The sequence below is a fragment of the Amycolatopsis sp. MEPSY49 genome, assembly GCF_051337345.1.
Lineage (GTDB): Bacteria > Actinomycetota > Actinomycetes > Mycobacteriales > Pseudonocardiaceae > Amycolatopsis.
In genome coordinates, this window is the sequence record NZ_JBDLYJ010000001.1 from 1,590,537 (window position 1) to 1,605,487 (window position 14,951).

Below are 14,951 nucleotides of genomic sequence, written 5' to 3' on the forward strand. Positions count from 1 at the left end.
GGCCGTTGGAGTTTCGGTGATCCGCATTTCTTGCACGTTCGATACACACCGGGTTGCGAGGCTTCCGCCGGTCGAATCAGGGGTGAAGGAGAAACCGGTATGGGGTCCGACGTGTTGCCGTGTTACGTGGCGTGCGACGTCTCGCTTTCGATGGCCGACCACCTCGAAGAGCTGAACCAGGGCCTGCGCGAGTTCCGCGGCGCGGTGCACGCGGACGCGTCGATCACCGACCGGGTGCTGTGCAGCGTGATCGGCTTCGGGGCGGAGCCTTCGGTCGTGCAGCGGATGCTGCCCATGGACGACCTGGTGGACCTTCCCGCGCCCGGGGCGTGCGCGGGAACGAACTTCGGGCCGGCGTTCACGTTCCTGCGCGCGGTGATCGAGGAGGACTTGGGTTTGCTCGCGGCGCACCGGGTCCGGGTGCACCGCCCGATGGTGTTCTTCCTGTCCGACGGCCAGCCGACGGACCCGGTGACCTGGCCGCCGGCGTTTTCGTTCCTGTCGGATCCGACCTGGTCGCACCGCCCTCGAGTGGTGACGTTCGGAGTCGGTGACGCGGACGAAGAGGCGTTGGGGCGGATCGGGACGTTCCGTTGCTACTTGAGCCGGGACGGCGTCCGCCTGGGAACGGCGCTGATCGCGTCGGTGATGCACGTTCTGTCCACTTCCGGTCCACCGCCCGCCCGCAGGCTGTCCACAAGGGGGTGCTGACGATGGAGACGCACTGAAGGAGAAAGCCAGTGGAGCGCGCCGAGCTGGTCCAGGAGCTGAAGACGCTGCGCAAGGGCCGAGGGCTGGCGGGCCGTCTCGACGGCCGAGTCGGGCCGTTCTTGAGATCGGCCTGCGCGGTGTCTTCGGACGACGGCCAGGTGGCGATCCGGGAGAAGGTATCCGGCCGTCTGTCCGAACTGGCGTCTCAGCTGCCGGACGACTTGCGCCTGGCGGCGCTGGCGGCCTTCGCGATTTCCGCGGAGGCCCGCCAGCCGCTGTACCAGGACCGGGTGCGGTGGGCGGCATCCCGGGTGGACCGTGACCCGCGGACGGTCCGCCGTCGAGTGGACGAGGCGATCGTGTTGCTGGCGGAGCTGGTTTCGTCATCTTCGTCGCCGGTCGCTTCGCCTTCGGATCGCTGGCACACGTCGTCGTTGTCGATCGCTTGCGTGGTGGACGAGCTCCTGGTCCTCGAGCGGCGCCGGATCGTGGCGGATCAGGACGGGCTTGAGTTCGTGGACCTGGCGGTATCGCTCCCCGCCGGGCGTCCTGCAGTCACTGTTCTGTACGGCGGTTCGTTGGTCGATCGCGGGATGGAGACGTCCTCGCGCTGGGGGTACGGGGTGGAGCTGCCGCGCCCGTTGTCCCGGGGCGAGTCGTGGGAGGTGGCGCTGCTGTTCCGCCCCCAGTCGCTGCGGCCGTACATGGTGACGGTGCCTCGGCAGCCTTGCGACTCGTTCGACCTGCGGGTTCGTTTCGGTGCTGGTGCTCCTGTGGGGGTTTGGGCTTTGGAGGGGGCGTTCCAGAGGGACGTGTCGGACCCGGGGTACCAGGGACGTCCGGAGCAAGTGGACTCGGCGGGGGAGGTCCATTTGCGATCCCGCGGCCTGATGCCAGGCCTGGCCTACGGCGTGCGGTGGGCGCCTCGGCCCTGAGCTGTCATACTCTCTGCGGTTGATCGACTACGCTAGGGAGCAGCCCGGTGGCGTTCACAGTGGACACTTTCCAAGTCGCGCAGTACGGCGGAGTCCTCGGAAACCACCACGGCGACGCGAAGGCCGCTGAAGGATTCGCCGAGGCCAACCTCCAGATCGGCGCACAGCCGGGGCTGATCGCCGAACTGGTCGGCAGCCACGAGCAGGCCAAGGGCGAAATTGTCAAGGCGTTGACCGGCCTCGCATCGGTGTGCGAGGCGAGCAGTGCCGAACTCGACCGCGTCCGGCAGATGTACGACCGCGTCGACCAAGGCTCGGCCGAGCGGCTGGACCGGACGTACCCCGACCCTGGAAGCCCGCCGCGGATGCCGTCGGTACCGGGTCTGCCCGCCGATACCAGCACCCAGGCCGTCCGCCAGATCACCCATCCGGCAGAACGGTTGAAGCCTCCCCAAGCGGCCGAATTCACCAATCCCGTCCAGCTCGTGAACGACTTGGGCAACCTGATCAGCGCGGGTTACTGGACGCAACAGTTTCTGGACGCAACCATCCAGGTGAACCCCGTCGAGGAGTTCTCCAACTGGGTGGCCGGCGACTGGGAGCAGTTCGCGAAGGCGTCGGACGCCTTGAACTCGTTGTCCCTCTTCTGCGGTGACCTCGCCTATGACCTGAAGACGAACGTCACGACCTTGCTGACCAGCTGGACGGGAAACGCGGCCAACGAGGCCTTCCAGTACTTCAACGGGCTTGCCGGCACCGTCGATGGCTACGCGGCGGGCCCAGGCACCCTGCGTGACAAGTACCGCGAAGCAGCACAGGGTGTCTGGGAGTTCTCCGAAACGATCAACGACGTCATCCAGGACATCTTCGACAGCATCTTCTGGGGCGCGGTCGAACTCGCCGCGGGCGGAGTCCTCGCCGAGACAGTCGTGGGGCCGGCTGTGCTCTGGAGCCTCGCCGCGCTGGAATGCAAGAACGTGGTCGACGGCTGGAAGCAGATGACGAACCTGCTGATGAACGTCCAGAACACGATCCGCCTGATCCACGGCGGCGTCCTCGACGTCATCGGCTCCGGCGGCAACTTCGGAGCCCACCCCCTGCCCGCCGGCTACGACCACCCGGGAGCCTGACCGTGTCACCGGAATTCTCCCCGGACCCGGTGCAGAACCGCGCCCGGCAAGCGCTCTTGACCAAGCTGGCGGCTTCCATGGCCAACCCGGCCGCAGCGGAGATGGCCCGCGAGCTCCTGGCCGGCAACGTGTCTCCACGCGGAATCCTGAGCACGAACCTGTACGCGGATGTCCTCGCCGCAAACACGCGAGGTTTCGCCGTGTGGTACGGCAACCTGTCCGAAGCCGAGAAGGACGCACAGGCCGAAGCAGGACGAATTGCCTTGGTGCGGCTGGCGTCCTCGGAGGACGAACCCGCGCCGCGCCGCCGAGCGCGTCCGGCCTCCGCGGATGAAGACGAAGACTTTTCCGAGGTGGACTGGCTCGATGGCTGACCCGCGAAACGGCTCACCGCTGTTCGACGCCGACGCCATTCTCCGCAAAGCGTATTTCGGCGTCTGGCTCCTCAGTCTGGTATTCGCGGGGTTCGCCATTTGGGGCATCGTGCGTTATCCCCATTGGTCGTGGGCAGTTCCCATCGCGGCGGCCGTGGTGGCGCTGGCTGCGAACCACCGCTTGCGCACGGCGAATCGCCGCGGAGAAACCGTATTGCTCGGCGGCACGACCCTGCTGTTCGTCGTGGCGTCCGGCGTGATGCTCGGCGTCGCTCTGCGCCTGGCCCGTGCTTGAAGGTGCCCCCGGCAGGATTCGAACCTGCGACACCCGCTTTATGACTGCTTGTCTGCCGTTGGCTATCGACGCTCACCGTCAGGCGTGGTGGCCTGCACTGATAGCAAACGCAAACGTGCGTCATCAATGCTCCTGTGCAGTCGCCTGTCATTGATTGGTGAGGGTAAAGCGTGGGAACGCCGGCAGCCTGTAGTTGTTAACACTCCTGGCCGAAAACACTCGGTCGGACCGATCCGGTAGGTGTCTGTCGACCGCCAACTGACGCTCGGACCCCATCCAACTACAACCGCGACCGAAGGTACTCGCGAACGTCCTGCTCGATGGCGTCAGGTGTTTCGTCCCGTGGTGGGAAGTTGGGCGCCCAGGGTCGTCCAGGGTGCAGGGTGTCCCAACGTGTGCGGATGCCAGCTCTGCGCCCTTTGCCCGGATCGTGGTTGCCGAAACCGTCGAGCAGCGCGTTCCAGACCGGTCTATGTTCCCGGATGAGCGCAGATTCGCCCAAGGGAATCCAAATGTCTTCGACGACGAGCCAGCGGGCGTGAAAGTCGGCAATATCGAGGTTGTCAGCGGCCCGGACACTGTTGGCGTGTTCGCGGATGCGGTCTGAGAGTGCTCGGCTGTTTGTATGCGCGGTGACTTCGATCCCGCGGCGGCCGCCCTTGGGCACGGCCTTACCGATATAGATAGGGACGACAAGCTTGTCCTCGTTCGCGCGTCGCAGCAGCTCGTAGGCCGGGAACGAGCCGCTGTAGTAGATGGCGTATAGGCCGGCACCCACGAACCGCAGCACGTCGTCCAGCGGTGTGGCTTCCGTCTCCATCATCCTAGTCACGATGCTGTGCGCGAGATTGTCCATAGCGAGGGGATTGAAGGGTTCCGCCTGGTAAGAGGGTTTCATTAGGCAGTCGCCGCTTCGTTACGCTGGCGTCCACGGGCTGGCTTCGTCGTGTGCGCGCGCAGTTCGGCGAGGGCGAGGTGCTCGGCTACGGACGACGCGACTATCTGCGCGAGCAGCACCGGTACCGCATTTCCCAGCTGACGCATCGCCTCGCTCCATGGACCATGGAGGTTGTAGCGGTCGGGAAACGTCTGTAACCGTGCGGCCTCCCTGACAGTGAAGTACCGGACACTGCCATCCGCGCGCCGCAACATGTTTTCTCCGCCGGGCACGCCATGTACACCGGCCTTCAGCGCCTTGGCCGGAGCATCGAGCGGCGATCCAGTATGGCCCGGATAAGAACGGGCACCTGGCTGGAGAACGTGGTTCAGATATTTCTTGCTTCCATTGAGGCTGGGGCGGGGCAGGTCGCTGATTGCGTCCCGCACCGTACGCCAGGGCTTGCCGAGCGACTTCCCGCCATCAAGCATGGGGACGGTGGAGCTGCCCGGCAGGGGCGAGATGCGGTCCTTCTTTGGTACCTTGTGCCGTTCCCAGTATTCGCCGGTGACCTCTTGCTGATAGCGCAAGGCCGTGGCGGAGTGCGTCGGCTCCGGGAACGACCATTCCGCGTCAACGTCGGTGCGAAACCCGACGAAGAACACGCGCCATCGCTGCTGGGGTACGCCGTAGTTTGCGGCGTTGACCACCGTGGGCACGACCCGGTATTGAAGGTCGGAGCGGATGGAGGTGTGTTCCGCCTGCAACCGAGCGTAGTGATCTGTCCACTGCTCATCGTCGCGCGGTTGCAGCTCAGGATGTGCCAACCGCAGCTGTATGTAGGCGTAGTAGTCAGCGAAGGCCGCGCGAGTCAACCCGCGTACGTTCTCGACGATGAAAGCCCGGGGGCGAAGCGTGCGGATGACCTCGGCGGTGGCCGGAAACATGTCACGTGGATCATCGGCAGCCCTGCCCTTGCCGCCGCCGCTGAAGGGCTGGCAGGGCGGTCCCCCGCTGACCAGGTCCACCCCGTCCCCGAGAGCATTCCAGTCGACGGCGCGAACGTCGCCTTCCTGGATGCTCATGCCCTGAACGAGGGGGTGACCGGCGAACTGGTTCTCCCGGAGCGTGTCGCAGGACCAGCGGTTCCACTCCGAAACCACCTCGGTGGTGAAGCCTGCGAGATGTGTCCCCAAGGCGAGCCCGCCTCCACCAGCAAAAAGTTCCACCGACCGCATGGGCGACACCTTATCGCGACCGTGCGGCCGGCCGCGTGTGCCACACTCAACACGCCGTGACGAGGTTACGAGGACGGGTGCATGTCGGACTTCCTGACTCCCCAGGAGCGATCCGTCCGGATGGCTGCGGTCAAGGGTCGCGATACCAAACCCGAACTCGCGTTACGGCGCTTGCTGCGCGACGCTGGCCTTACCGGGTACCGTGTCGACCTCCGTGCCATCCCAGGCCGCCCTGACGTCGCCTTCACCCGGTGGAAGGTCGCCGTGTTCGTCGACGGTGCATTCTGGCATGGCCACCCCTCACGTATCCACCCCGACCGCCTCAGTGTGAAGTGGCTCACTAAAATCGAGCGCAACCAGAGACGAGACGCACAGGTCAACGAAGAACTTCGAGCGCTCGGCTGGTCCGTGGTACGGATCTGGGACCACGACCTGCGGCGCGAGCCGGCAGCGTGTGTCGAACGCGTCAGGGGTGCATTGGCCCAGTCTGGGAGAGTCAACGGCGCCGAGCAGCATGGTCAGAGCACCCGGCGATCGCGGTACTGAGGACCGCAGCCTCACTCGGCCTTGTGACCTACGTACTGCTGCGGCAGTCGTTGGTGAACTGCGTGCCTGCTAGACGGAGCTCGGGTGAGGGGCTCTGACCTGCGGGTTGTGCCGGTTGGTGGTCGTTGCTGGTCGGTGCCACCTGTGCCGGATTTGTACCGCGTCTGCGACGGCAAGACCTGGTCAATGAAAGATGCCCCGATAGCGATCTCGCCATCAGGGCATCCAGTCATATGCGAGCCTCTAGACAGGCAACGCTAGCTCTCCTCTCGGGCCGTGGCGGTGTCGGCATGTGCATGACCGAAGACCATGCTTCGGGGGCTCGTCTGAACTGCACACCCTTGTCGCCACTACGCTGCTAGCGAGCTTCAGACGCGACTGGCCTAGCCGCGCCTGACTCCGGTGAGGTTACCCTCAGCGGATCAAGGCCCACGATACATCGCCTGAGCTAAGAGCGCCACATGCCCCAGGTCACGTTGGCCAACGGGGATCTGTGTATATTCGAAGTCGCCTTAGCGGCGCCCCGGTCGCTTCGCGGTTCGGTTTTTCCCGCCGCCCTTCTGGGTATTTGCTGGTCGTTCTGCTTGCCATACCAATTTTGCTGACTTGCCCGCGCTTTGTCCTCGCCTGATAGATGCGTCGGGGTAAACGTTGCAATAGGAATCCCGTGCGAATTTCCAAACTTCTGAACTAGTGTGAAGACTGCTTGCGCCATTTGTGCTGACGACGTCCCAGTGGAATCCTGCGCGCAGATCCATGCCTGCTACGGTCGCTACTTCGCGGCCATGTAGGGCGTTCGGAGTTCTCCAGTGTCGCCCGTCTTCGTCCGTTCTTTTCGTTGCTCGTCCGTGAATTTTTTCGAACTCTGTAATTCCTGCGGCGACATGCAGGTTTGACCAGTCGCGGTCAGGGCTTACAACGTGAAGTGGCATGCAGCGCGCGTCTCGTTCGCCTGTGCAATCCGTTGAGGTGATCCACGAGGAAAATTCTTCAAGAAGGATTTCTGGATTGAAGCTTGAATCGACTCGCCCAAGTGGTGACCAGAATGCCTTGTAACGCACAAACATTTGGAGCTTTTTTGCGTTACGCATTGTTACGGGGGCGGACGGGTTTAGTCTTATCGCTGGATTACCAATTTGTATGACTGCGGTCGGATGACGATGCATCAAATGGTAAAGGTCGTTTGCATCCAGGGGTTCGACCATTTCAAGAAGACGGCCGCTATTTTCGCCTTCGAGGACGCGAGTGTCGACGGTGCGTCTTGTTCTAATGAGCCAATCTTGCCGTTCTGCCCACGTCTGCACGGAACGACGCCCCTGTTCCTGCTGGGAATTTTCTCTCTTTTTCGGTGGGGCAACGAAGAAAATGAGAGGTTTTGCGTTGCTCCACGGAGGCATACTATGCTCCCGTGTTAATCGCGCGCACCATTACGCTTGGGCTAATTCGAAGATCTGACAGTTCCTCCTTCGTCATCACGGCAACGCATCGCTGGACTAGGGATCGCAACCTTGTCAGTTCCGTGTCATTGCTGACGCTACTGTTTGTTGTCTTGGCTGGCGGATGAGAATCTTCAATTAGTAGATCCTCGGGGAGAGCTAATCCGTTCTCGTCGAAAAATCGACGGATGCGTTCTAGGACTTCTTGGCGGAAGAAGCCTGCCCACTGGCCCCTGAGGGGCGTTGGCAAAAAAGTATTACTGTAGTTTCTTTCAAGCCATTCGTTGAGAATCTGTTCGGCAACGCCCGTCGGTCTGACTTCCTCTGCGAATTTGACTCTCATCCGTGCAACGGTGCTGGAGGAAAGGGTTGGCAGTTCAGGGTTCTCGTCTTCGGCGTCGGCAACGCGTGCAATGCGAGCAACCGTATCCCATACGTAGCTATTCTCGCTGCGGTAGTCTACAATCGCTCGCCACAGGTCGGGGCGAACTCTTGGGTTGCGCCTGTGGGTGTCCTCTTCGTGCTCGCTTGAAGGTAGTTCAGGTAGGGATTCGGTGGCCGTAAGAGTGACTAGCGGAGGTTTGCTAGTCGAATCGACGGAAAGTAGTTCGGGGAACAGGTGGACGAATTCAAGTATTGTAGAAACGCCGTACTCGCGCTCCTTGAAAGTTCGATCGGTCGCGTCGAGGATGCGATTCTTGAGGACGGCTGTGGTCATAACGTTCCAGTTGGGACGTCCTGACGAGCGAGCTTCTGTGAAGGCAGCGAGCACTAGAGTTCGACCCTGCGCCATTGAAGCTTCATTGTTGACCGTATCGGGTGTCGAATCCTGTTCGTGCTCAGACATGTTGCTTACTCTAGCTCGATCAGACAGTCTGTACAGTCGCGGTCTGTCGTTTGCATCCGTAACAGCCAGATGGGGTGTCTGACGCGCCGTTGAAGTTCATCAGCTTGCCGGCCGAAGTCCTGGCCGGCGTGCATCAGGCCGATCCGAACCGTGGTGCGATCGCCGGACCACTGCTAATTCCTTCACCTGCTAGTGGGTGGCCTCTCGGCATCTCGTCGACCTGGCGCAGCCCGATCACGTCGGGTCAAGGGGGCACTTCTCCGCCTTCGTGACCGAACTTCGAAACCGCCCCCTTGATGCGGCGTGATAGCCCTCTGGGAGGTTGACGAGGTGCCGTCTGGCCAACCACGGACGCAACGTGCGAGCCCTGTCGGCCATCTCGGAGACCTGCCCGTCCGGCGAGGACATCTCTTCTCGGATCCGCGGCCTACCCGAACCCTTCGGCCCACTCGCCCCGGCCGACTCGCGGGGGACCGGCCGCCAGGCCGCACGCCCCCGCGAGGGCTTGGCCGGGGCAATGAGCTGGGGCCGAGCGGCCCCGGAGGGGCCGCCTTGAACAAGAAAACCGGCGAGCGCAGCAGCGCTACGCGACCTTCGTGTCCAACCTGGACATGGTCGCCGAAGTCCTCGGCGAGGTCGACAAGCTCATCGACCGCTACGACGACGGCGCGATGGCCGAATCCTGGACCATCGCCACGAAGGACGAACTCAAGGCGCTGCGCACCAAGGCGTTCGACGAACTGGACCGGCTGCGCGTGCTCGGCAAGAAGCACGAGGCCGAGCTGGTCTCCCGAGACTGGAGGTTCTGACATGGCACACCAGGTCGACCGGGTCGTCGATGACCTCGGTTCCACGCTGACCCAGCTCAAGGACTCGATGCGCGGGATGCCGTTGCACAAGAACGGGTTCAAGGCCGCGCACGACCGCATGGCCCGCGCGATGGGCACGCTCACCACTGAGCTGACCGACGCCCGGACCGCCATCAAAGCCTGACCAACCGCACATGATCCGTTTCGCGCGCGACCGGCCCCGCTACCTCCCACCACGGGACGCGGGGCCGGTCTCGTGCTGTTCGAGAGGACCACCAACCCCATGAACACCCCCAAGTCGTCCCGCAAGACGGGGACCGAATTCCGAGCGCTGAAGTGGCTGTTCCGCCACCCCGGTGCCACCGTCGCCCCGGCAACCGTCCTCGGGTCCGGGCTCGAGCTCGGCTGGACCGCCATCGGTGGCATCGCGGGCGGAACCGCCGGCACCCTGCTCTGCTGGTACCGGGCGCACCCGGACACCTTCGACCACTTCGCTGCCCCGCGGCTTCGAGCGTGGCGCCGCCGCTGGTCGGTCTACTGCGGGCCGCGCTTCACCCGGGCCTTGCAGGCGTGCGATATGTACGTCACCGACCGCAAGACTGGCGAGGACCTGTTCCCGCGCATCACCCGGCTGCGGTCCTACTCCTCGTCGGTGGACGTCGTGACGTTGGCGTTGCCGCGTGGGCAGGGACGCCGCACGATCGAGGACAACCTCGAACGGCTCGCGGACACGCTGAGGGTGCAGCGCATCGCGTTCGAGCGCCCGAAGCCCGGCTACGTCGCTCTGATCATCGAGCGTTCGGAGCCGTTCACCGAGACCATCCCGGCTCCGGAGATGCCCGAGGGGTCCGACGCGGTCGACATCGACGACATCTACGTCGGTGAAACCGAGTACGGCACCGACTGGCGGCTCGGGCTGCGGTCGCACCTGTTCATCGCGGGAGCGACCGGGGCCGGCAAGAACTCGATCGTCTTCTCCGAGCTGCGTGCCCTGGCTCCGCTGATCCGGGACGGTCTAGTCCGGCTGTGGATCTGCGACCCGAAGCAACTGGAGTTCCGCAAGCTCGGGGATGCCGACGTCGCCTACCGCTACGCCGACACCGAGCAGGCGTGCGCGGAGCTGGTGGAGGAGTACGTCGCGGACCTGCGCGCCGTACAGCAGTCGTTCGCCGGGACCGGGCGCCGCAAGATCGAGGTGTCGCGGGAGACCCCGCTGAACCTGCTGATCATCGACGAGATCGGGGCGTTGCTGGCTTACGGTGACGGGACCATTGCCCGGAACCTGCGCAAGCTGCTTGCGATCGTCGGCTCGCAGGGGCGCGCCACGGGGCACTTCATGACTGCGCTGGTGCAGGAACCCGCCAAGGACGTGGTCCCGGTCCGGGAGCTGTTCCCGACCCGGGTGTGCTTGCGGGTCACCGCTCAGTCGCACGTGGACATGGTCCTCGGGGACGGTGCTCGGCTGCGTGGGGCGCTGGCGGATGAGATCCCGAACGTCGCGGACACCGCCGGCATCGGGTACGTGATCCGGCAGCGCATCCGCGTCCCGCAGCGCGTTCGCGCCGCCTACGTCGACGACCGCGAGATCGACGAACTGATCGCGTTCATCCGCTCCGGCCGCCCGGCTCCGGGTCTGTCGGTGGTGGCGTGATGGCAGAGGTCAACTACCCGGCCGTGGTCCACGCGCCGCACTTCGCGATCGAGAAAGTGGACTTCAAGGCCGGTCTGCAGCGGCTCAGCGATCGCCTGTACTCCTCCCGCGAGGACGCCGCAACGTGGGCGAGCGTGCTGCGGGAGCCGGGCGACAAGGTCCTCATCGCGGAGTACAGCGTCGCCTACTACGCCCGCTGCGTCGTGTGCGGCGAGTTCTCCAACAACGACCGAATGCGCTTCGCCGACTGGCAGGACCTGGGCCAGTACCTCACCCACGAGCCCGGCTGGCGCTGGACGTCCGAACAGCTCGTGTTCTGCCCGACCCACCGACCCGACAAAGAGGACTGACCATGTGGCGTCTCGGATTCTTCGTGTGGCGAGCCTGGCTCTACGCCAAGTACGGCACCCCGGCCGGCCTGGTGCTGTGGCTGATCTACCTCGCGCAGGGCGACTCGGTGCTGTTCTGGATCGTGGCCGCCGTGTTCGGCTGCGTCGGGCTCGGCTGGTGCTTGGGATCACCGAGTTCCGCAACCGCGAGTTCGGCGACATCGGACGGGAGCGCATCCGATGACCCGTCGCGCCGACCCCGGACAGCTCGGCCTGTTCGGCACTCCCGCCCCGACGCCGGCACCGACGACCGGCCGCGCCTGCCCACCGGCTCGGGGACGCCGCAAGCCGCTCGGGTCGCCCGGGAACCCGCTGGTGGCCAAGGACGTGCTCGCGGAAGTCCGGGACGGCAAGTTCGGGCTCCTGGACGACACCGACCGCGTGATGGTGCTCGACGGCGAGGGCCACTGCCGGGCCGCTCAGGAGGACGACGTCGTGATGCACCTGGTGTCCATCGGCTACGTCGAACGCAGTCCGGCCCGGGAAACGGTCTCGTGCTTGCACGGCGTCGTCCGCAAACCCGTCCTGCCGCTGCGGCTGACTCGACGCGGTCGGGACATGCTCCAACGCTGGTCGAACCTCGCTTCGTTCGGTGGTGCGTGATGGCTCGCAAGCGCATCCTCGACGCCTTCTGTTGCGCTGGCGGCGCCGCGAAGGGCTACCACGATGCCGGGTTCGAGGTCGTCGGCGTGGATATCGCAGCGCAGCCGAACTACCCCTACGAGTTCCACCAGGGCGACGCCGTCGAGTTCATCCGTGACCACGGCCACGAGTTCGACGCCATCCACGCCTCGCCGCCGTGCCTGAACGCCACGGCGTTGACTGCGGGCAACCGCAAGCGCGTCGGGTGGCACGACGACCACGCCGACCTGATCCCGGCCACCCGCACCGCGCTCGCCGACATCCGGACGCGCACCGGTATCCCGACCGTGATGGAGAACGTTCAAGGCTCCGCGTTGCGTCGAGACCTCGTGCTGTGCGGGCTCACGTTCGGGCTGCGGGTGTTCCGCCACCGGTACTTCGAGATCGACGGGGTGCTCGTGCTCGGGCACCCGCACCAGTCCCACCGAGGGCACCGGGTGGCCGGCTGGCGTCACGGCGTCCGCCACGACGGGGACATGGTCGCGGTCTACGGCGACGGCGGCGGCAAGGGCACCGTCACCGACTGGCAGGACGCGATGGGCATCCATCACACCGACGTCCGGCACGAACTCGCCCAGGCCATCCCGCCCGCCTACACCCGACACATCGGCGACGCCCTACACGCCGCTCTCGACGCGCCGGCCGCCCTGATCGCCGCGTGACGACCCAGGCCCATCAATAACAGGCACGAAAGGAGACTCATCATGTCCACTGCGGACAGTACGAACCGGACTCGTCGGCTGGTGGACACCATCCGAATCCTGGTCGCCGTTGTCCTCGGCACCATCGGCGCGGCGGCCGGGTTCACCCACACCCACGACTGGGCCGTCCACCACGGACAGCTCGGCTGGACCGCCTGGGCCGACGCGGTGGTGATCGAGGGCATCGTCATCGTCGCCGGGTTCGAGATCCAGCGCGACCACCGCGCCGGCGGAACCCGCAAGCTCACCTTCCCGCTCGCCGTGCTGGTGGCCGGGTTCGGCGTGCAGATGGCCGCACAGGTCGCGCTCGCCGAACCCACCCCGGCCGGATGGCTCGTCGCGGCGATGCCGGCACTCGGGTTCCTCGTCGTCGTCAAGCTCCTCATGCGCCGCGCCCCGGCCCCGGAGACCACGGTGGCACCGGGACCCGCTGCGGATCCCGTACCGGTCACCGTGACCGCCTCCCGGACCGACGTCGTCACCCACCCTGCACCTGCGCCTGCCACTGTGGTCGCTCCGGCCCGGCCCCGGCTCAAGCTCCCCGCCGAGCTGACCAGTCGGATCAACACCGTGGCCGAGACCGCCCGTAGTGAGGGGCGGGAGCTGACCATCGAGGAGATCCGCCGAGTCGTCCGCGTCCCGGAACCGATGGCTGCGCAGATCCTGCACGAACTCACCACCAGCTGAACCAGCTCGACGCACCCGCCTACGGCGCGGGAGCCCGGCCACCAACCCGGCTCCCGCGCCGTTTTTCATGCCCGCCAACCGAAAGGCTTCAACATGCTGACGTTGGAAGACCGCCTCGCCGCCCGCGTGAAGGCACACGACTACCACGACTGGCGAGCCAAGGTCCGCGCCGTCAACGGCTGCGCCCGCCCGATCCGGCTCTCCGGGGCGCACCAGCTCCAGGACGCCACCACCGGCGCCGTGCTGCATCACCACGGCGGGGACATCTTCGCCCCGTGCGGCAACCGCCGGTCCGGGGTCTGCCCGGCCTGCTCCGACCGCTACGCCGCCGACGCCTTCCACCTCATCCGCGCCGGGCTCATCGGCGGCCACAAGGGCATCCCGACCTCTGTGGGCGACCGGCCCCGCGCGTTCGTCACCCTCACCGCCCCGTCCTTCGGCCCCGTCCACACCGCCCACACCACGAAGTCCGGGAAGCGTCGGCCGTGCGGCTGTGGGGAGTACCACCACGACGACGACACCCGCATTGGTTCCCCGCGGGACCCGGAGGCTTACGACTACGTCGGGTCGGTGCTCTGGCAGGCCCACGCCGGCGTGCTGTGGCAGCGCTTCACGATGCGGCTGCGCCGGGAGATCGCCAAACGGGCCGGGCTCAAGGCACGCGAGTTCGCCGAACAGGCTCGGCTCTCCTACGGCAAGGTCGCCGAATACCAGCGGCGCGGGCTCGTGCACTTCCACGCCGTGGTCCGCCTCGACGGCCCCGATGGTGCGGTGTCTCCGGCTCCCCGGTGGGCGCACCCGGACCTGCTCGAAGACGCCGTCTACGCGGCTGCTGGGGCCGTCCTCGTGCGGACCGCGTACCCGGACGGGACCGAGCTGCGACTGACGTGGGGCACTCAGGTCGACGTCCGCCGGATCGAGCCTGCCGCGTCGGCTGAGCTGGAGGACGATGCCGGCCAGATCTCCGAAGCTCGGCTCGCCGCGTACATCGCGAAGTACGCCACCAAGGGCACCGGCAAGAGCGAAGCCGCCGACCGGCCGATCCGCTCCCAGCTCGACATCGACCACCTCAAGGTGACCACCCATCACCGCCGGATCATCCAAACCGCCTGGGATCTCGGGGAGCTGCCCGCGTACGAGGACCTGAAGCTCCGCCGGTGGGCGCACATGCTCGCCTTCCGGGGCCACTTCCTCACCAAGTCCCTGGCCTACTCCACGACGTTCAAGGCCATCCGAGGTGACCGTCAGGCCTTCCGGCTCGCCGAAACCCTCGAACGCCTCGGGCTCGACGGCCGGGCCGACTCGATCGCCGTGGTCAACGACTGGTGCTTCGACGGCTCCGGCTACCGCGACGACGCCGAACGCGAACTCGCCGCCGGTATCGCCGAACGCATCCGAGACGACCGCAAACTCAAGTACAGCAAGGAAAACGACCATGAATAGCAAGCTGCTCAGTATCGAAGATGTTGCCGACTACCTCGGCATCCCGAAGAACACCCTCTACCAGTGGCGCACCAAGGGCTACGGGCCGACCGGCCGCCGCATTGGCAAGTACGTCCGTTACCGCTCCGAGGACGTCGACTCGTGGGTCGATCAGCAAGGGGTGGTCTGATGGGCAGGCCATCGCTCCCACTGGGAACCTGGGGAAAGATCCGCACGTACGACCTACCGCACGGCGGAACG

General features: G+C 65.6%; 19 protein-coding genes. 15 read left to right on the top strand and 4 right to left on the bottom strand.

From position 1 onward, the window contains the following. Positions 1 to 99 precede the first annotated feature (99 nt). Genes ABFJ78_RS07945 through ABFJ78_RS07965 form a run of 5 tightly spaced genes read left to right on the top strand, consistent with a single transcriptional unit; the run spans position 100 to position 3,445 of the window. A complete protein-coding gene (locus tag ABFJ78_RS07945) occupies positions 100 to 711 on the top strand; it encodes a vWA domain-containing protein (protein ID WP_436385150.1) in 612 nt (203 codons plus the stop codon). 29 nt (positions 712 to 740) lie between these two features. Further along, on the top strand, positions 741 to 1,646 hold the full coding sequence (locus ABFJ78_RS07950) for a hypothetical protein (RefSeq protein WP_436385151.1): 906 nt from the start codon (positions 741 to 743) through the stop codon (positions 1,644 to 1,646). 47 nt (positions 1,647 to 1,693) lie between these two features. Beyond that, positions 1,694 to 2,776, top strand: coding sequence for a hypothetical protein (locus tag ABFJ78_RS07955; protein ID WP_436385152.1), 1,083 nt, complete (start codon positions 1,694 to 1,696; stop codon positions 2,774 to 2,776). Between the two features lie 2 nt (positions 2,777 to 2,778). Further along, complete coding sequence (locus tag ABFJ78_RS07960) at positions 2,779 to 3,150, top strand: hypothetical protein (RefSeq protein WP_436385153.1); 372 nt, start codon at positions 2,779 to 2,781, stop codon at positions 3,148 to 3,150. Further along, positions 3,143 to 3,445: a hypothetical protein gene (locus ABFJ78_RS07965; RefSeq protein ID WP_436385154.1), complete on the top strand. Its 303-nt coding sequence runs from the start codon at positions 3,143 to 3,145 to the stop codon at positions 3,443 to 3,445. The genes ABFJ78_RS07960 and ABFJ78_RS07965 overlap by 8 nt, the downstream gene beginning before the upstream one ends. 280 nt (positions 3,446 to 3,725) lie before the next feature. On the opposite strand, the gene ABFJ78_RS07970 is transcribed toward ABFJ78_RS07965, so the two are convergent. Continuing rightward, positions 3,726 to 4,268: an Eco29kI family restriction endonuclease gene (locus ABFJ78_RS07970; protein WP_436385155.1), complete on the bottom strand. Its 543-nt coding sequence runs from the start codon at positions 4,266 to 4,268 to the stop codon at positions 3,726 to 3,728. A 74-nt stretch (positions 4,269 to 4,342) separates the two neighbouring features. Continuing rightward, positions 4,343 to 5,560 carry a DNA cytosine methyltransferase gene (locus ABFJ78_RS07975; RefSeq protein ID WP_436385156.1) on the bottom strand — a complete coding sequence of 406 codons (1,218 nt, stop codon included), beginning with the start codon at positions 5,558 to 5,560 and terminating at the stop codon, positions 4,343 to 4,345. An 81-nt stretch (positions 5,561 to 5,641) separates the two neighbouring features. Here ABFJ78_RS07975 and ABFJ78_RS07980 point away from each other — a divergent pair, with 81 nt between their 5' ends. Further along, complete coding sequence (locus tag ABFJ78_RS07980) at positions 5,642 to 6,106, top strand: very short patch repair endonuclease (RefSeq protein ID WP_436385157.1); 465 nt, start codon at positions 5,642 to 5,644, stop codon at positions 6,104 to 6,106. 512 nt (positions 6,107 to 6,618) lie between these two features. Here ABFJ78_RS07980 and ABFJ78_RS07985 read toward each other — a convergent pair. Beyond that, entirely contained in the window at positions 6,619 to 7,503 is an 885-nt protein-coding gene (locus tag ABFJ78_RS07985) for a hypothetical protein (RefSeq protein ID WP_436385158.1), read from the bottom strand. A 1-nt stretch (position 7,504) separates the two neighbouring features. Continuing rightward, positions 7,505 to 8,389, bottom strand: a complete 885-nt coding sequence (locus ABFJ78_RS07990) for a hypothetical protein (protein WP_436385159.1) — start codon at positions 8,387 to 8,389, stop codon at positions 7,505 to 7,507. A 596-nt stretch (positions 8,390 to 8,985) separates the two neighbouring features. Here ABFJ78_RS07990 and ABFJ78_RS07995 point away from each other — a divergent pair. The 9 genes from ABFJ78_RS07995 to ABFJ78_RS08035 all read left to right on the top strand — a co-directional run bounded on the left by ABFJ78_RS07995 (position 8,986) and on the right by ABFJ78_RS08035 (position 14,880). After that, positions 8,986 to 9,198, top strand: a complete 213-nt coding sequence (locus ABFJ78_RS07995; RefSeq protein WP_436385160.1) for a hypothetical protein — start codon at positions 8,986 to 8,988, stop codon at positions 9,196 to 9,198. Position 9,199: 1 nt separating this feature from the next. Beyond that, a complete protein-coding gene (locus tag ABFJ78_RS08000; protein ID WP_436385161.1) occupies positions 9,200 to 9,382 on the top strand; it encodes a hypothetical protein in 183 nt (60 codons plus the stop codon). 99 nt (positions 9,383 to 9,481) lie between these two features. After that, positions 9,482 to 10,849 carry an FtsK/SpoIIIE domain-containing protein gene (locus ABFJ78_RS08005; protein ID WP_436385162.1) on the top strand — a complete coding sequence of 456 codons (1,368 nt, stop codon included), beginning with the start codon at positions 9,482 to 9,484 and terminating at the stop codon, positions 10,847 to 10,849. Beyond that, positions 10,849 to 11,199, top strand: a complete 351-nt coding sequence (locus tag ABFJ78_RS08010; RefSeq protein WP_436385163.1) for a hypothetical protein — start codon at positions 10,849 to 10,851, stop codon at positions 11,197 to 11,199. The genes ABFJ78_RS08005 and ABFJ78_RS08010 overlap by 1 nt, the downstream gene beginning before the upstream one ends. 219 nt (positions 11,200 to 11,418) lie before the next feature. Further along, positions 11,419 to 11,841, top strand: a complete 423-nt coding sequence (locus ABFJ78_RS08015; RefSeq protein ID WP_436385164.1) for a hypothetical protein — start codon at positions 11,419 to 11,421, stop codon at positions 11,839 to 11,841. After that, positions 11,841 to 12,542: a DNA methylase gene (locus ABFJ78_RS08020; protein WP_436385165.1), complete on the top strand. Its 702-nt coding sequence runs from the start codon at positions 11,841 to 11,843 to the stop codon at positions 12,540 to 12,542. The genes ABFJ78_RS08015 and ABFJ78_RS08020 overlap by 1 nt, the downstream gene beginning before the upstream one ends. Positions 12,543 to 12,584: 42 nt before the next feature. Further along, the gene (locus tag ABFJ78_RS08025) at positions 12,585 to 13,268 is read left to right on the top strand and encodes a DUF2637 domain-containing protein (RefSeq protein ID WP_436385166.1); all 684 of its coding nucleotides are present in this window, start codon (positions 12,585 to 12,587) and stop codon (positions 13,266 to 13,268) included. A 93-nt stretch (positions 13,269 to 13,361) separates the two neighbouring features. After that, on the top strand, positions 13,362 to 14,711 hold the full coding sequence (locus ABFJ78_RS08030; RefSeq protein ID WP_436385167.1) for a replication initiator: 1,350 nt from the start codon (positions 13,362 to 13,364) through the stop codon (positions 14,709 to 14,711). Beyond that, the gene (locus ABFJ78_RS08035; RefSeq protein WP_329054973.1) at positions 14,704 to 14,880 is read left to right on the top strand and encodes a helix-turn-helix transcriptional regulator; all 177 of its coding nucleotides are present in this window, start codon (positions 14,704 to 14,706) and stop codon (positions 14,878 to 14,880) included. The genes ABFJ78_RS08030 and ABFJ78_RS08035 overlap by 8 nt, the downstream gene beginning before the upstream one ends. Positions 14,881 to 14,951 lie beyond the last annotated feature (71 nt).

Bases quoted from the DNA above. Each gene is read 5' to 3' on its own strand.
- ABFJ78_RS08035 (WP_329054973.1), top strand. From the start codon at position 14,704: ATGAATAGCAAGCTGCTCAGTATCGAAGATGTTGCCGACTACCTCGGC.
- ABFJ78_RS07975 (WP_436385156.1), bottom strand. From the start codon at position 5,560: ATGCGGTCGGTGGAACTTTTTGCTGGTGGAGGCGGGCTCGCCTTGGGG.
- ABFJ78_RS08025 (WP_436385166.1), top strand. From the start codon at position 12,585: ATGTCCACTGCGGACAGTACGAACCGGACTCGTCGGCTGGTGGACACC.
- ABFJ78_RS07985 (WP_436385158.1), bottom strand. From the start codon at position 7,503: ATGCCTCCGTGGAGCAACGCAAAACCTCTCATTTTCTTCGTTGCCCCA.
- ABFJ78_RS08005 (WP_436385162.1), top strand. From the start codon at position 9,482: ATGAACACCCCCAAGTCGTCCCGCAAGACGGGGACCGAATTCCGAGCG.
- ABFJ78_RS08020 (WP_436385165.1), top strand. From the start codon at position 11,841: ATGGCTCGCAAGCGCATCCTCGACGCCTTCTGTTGCGCTGGCGGCGCC.
- ABFJ78_RS07965 (WP_436385154.1), top strand. From the start codon at position 3,143: ATGGCTGACCCGCGAAACGGCTCACCGCTGTTCGACGCCGACGCCATT.
- ABFJ78_RS08015 (WP_436385164.1), top strand. From the start codon at position 11,419: ATGACCCGTCGCGCCGACCCCGGACAGCTCGGCCTGTTCGGCACTCCC.
- ABFJ78_RS08010 (WP_436385163.1), top strand. From the start codon at position 10,849: ATGGCAGAGGTCAACTACCCGGCCGTGGTCCACGCGCCGCACTTCGCG.
- ABFJ78_RS08030 (WP_436385167.1), top strand. From the start codon at position 13,362: ATGCTGACGTTGGAAGACCGCCTCGCCGCCCGCGTGAAGGCACACGAC.
- ABFJ78_RS07970 (WP_436385155.1), bottom strand. From the start codon at position 4,268: ATGATGGAGACGGAAGCCACACCGCTGGACGACGTGCTGCGGTTCGTG.
- ABFJ78_RS07945 (WP_436385150.1), top strand. From the start codon at position 100: ATGGGGTCCGACGTGTTGCCGTGTTACGTGGCGTGCGACGTCTCGCTT.
- ABFJ78_RS08000 (WP_436385161.1), top strand. From the start codon at position 9,200: ATGGCACACCAGGTCGACCGGGTCGTCGATGACCTCGGTTCCACGCTG.
- ABFJ78_RS07990 (WP_436385159.1), bottom strand. From the start codon at position 8,389: ATGTCTGAGCACGAACAGGATTCGACACCCGATACGGTCAACAATGAA.
- ABFJ78_RS07980 (WP_436385157.1), top strand. From the start codon at position 5,642: ATGTCGGACTTCCTGACTCCCCAGGAGCGATCCGTCCGGATGGCTGCG.